This window comes from Oleiphilus sp. HI0080, assembly GCF_001635135.1.
The window spans coordinates 1-1,424 of sequence record NZ_LWFU01000652.1; the positions used below are offsets into that span (position 1 = coordinate 1).

Here is a 1,424-nt window from a genome sequence, read left to right on the forward strand (position 1 = left end):
TTCGAATCTGACTTTGAAAGCAAACGCTGTATTTCAATTACGTTCGCTTCGTCATCCATGAGCGCAGAAATAGACTCATTCATTTTGTCGTCCACTTCAACCTCTCTTGTGGAGCCTAACCCCGCCTAATACATATTGATCTACGTTGATCGCTCTGAGACTGCTCGCACAGAAATTCATAACTCGCCTTGGGCTTTTTGCATCGCAAGGTCAATCGCCTCGCGCGCTCTAAAAATGCGTGAGCGAACAGTTCCGACAGGACAATCCATAATCTTGGAAATCTCGTCGTAACTTAATCCTTCAAACTCTCTCAACGTTAACGCCATGCGCAAATCTTCAGGCAGTGCCCTAATTGCACCGTGTACAACCTGCTCCAACTGATCCCGGTTTAACTGATCCGCTGGATTCGACAAATCTTCCAGGCCCCGGTTAGGGTACGCCGATTCTGCGTCACTAATGTCAATATCCACAGACGGTGTTTTCCGGCCTTTTGACGCCAGATAGTTCTTCGCGCAATTCACCGCAATGCGATACAGCCAAGTGTAAAACGCACTATCGGAACGGAAGTTTGGCAACGCCTTGTAAGCCTTAATAAAGGCTTCCTGCGCCACGTCGGCAACCTCGTGATGATCGGAGACAAAACGAGAGATAATCGATCCCACGCGCCCTTGATACTTCATAACAAGAAGATCAAACGCCGCCGTATCGCCTTTTTGAACACGCACCACAAGCTTATGATCAAGCGCACGGTCAGCGTTCGCAGCTTTACGTTCTTCTAATGTATCAGTGGGACCCATTTTGTTATCTATTCTCGCGCGCCCGAGCTGCGAATCAGCCCATTGAGGAGTGGCCTTATTATCCACGGCCGTGCCGGAAACACAAACCTCATGCGCATTGAGTTGCATCACTTGGGTCATTCGATAGAGTCCTATTCACTTGAACGTTGTTTAATAGACTAAGCGTTTGCAAAGAAGTTCCATGAACGCATAGAATCCTCCCAAGTTATTGTTCCTCGATTCATTTTCCTAAGAAGCAAGCTATGGCCTCGTCTTTCCAATACGATGTTCTCATTATCGGTAGCGGTGCCGCCGGTTTAACCAGCGCGCTCAAACTCGACTCGAGTTTATCAGTCGCCGTAATATCGAAAGGCCAACTCACCAGTGGTTCAACGCCCTGGGCCCAAGGCGGCATCGCCGCCGTGCTTGATCAGCAGGATAATGAAGAGCTCCACATACAGGATACGCTGATTGCGGGTGGCGGCTTGTGTCACGAAGACGCAGTAAGGCAAACCGTTAATGGTGGCCGCGAAAGCATAAAATGGCTTAAGAGCATGGGCGTTAACTTTACTAAAGATAGCGCTGCCGAAAACCCCAAACACTATCACCTGACAAAAGAAGGTGGTCATAGTCATCGACGTGTTGTCC

Annotated in this window: 2 protein-coding genes; one reads left to right on the plus strand and one right to left on the minus strand. The window is 48.8% G+C overall.

Features of this window, described 5'->3' with window-relative positions; all coding sequences use genetic code 11:
• Positions 1–176: 176 nt before the first annotated feature.
• Positions 177–797: an RNA polymerase sigma factor RpoE gene (rpoE, locus tag A3751_RS14215; protein ID WP_068457263.1), complete on the minus strand. Its 621-nt coding sequence runs from the start codon at positions 795–797 to the stop codon at positions 177–179.
• 242 nt (positions 798–1,039) lie between these two features.
• Here rpoE and A3751_RS14220 point away from each other — a divergent pair.
• The coding region (locus tag A3751_RS14220) for an FAD-dependent oxidoreductase (RefSeq protein WP_156492477.1) at positions 1,040–1,424 on the plus strand (385 nt) is incomplete at its 3' end.

Coding starts and splice junctions, on each gene's coding strand:
- rpoE (WP_068457263.1), bottom strand. CDS start 797: ATGGGTCCCACTGATACATTAGAAGAACGTAAAGCTGCGAACGCTGAC.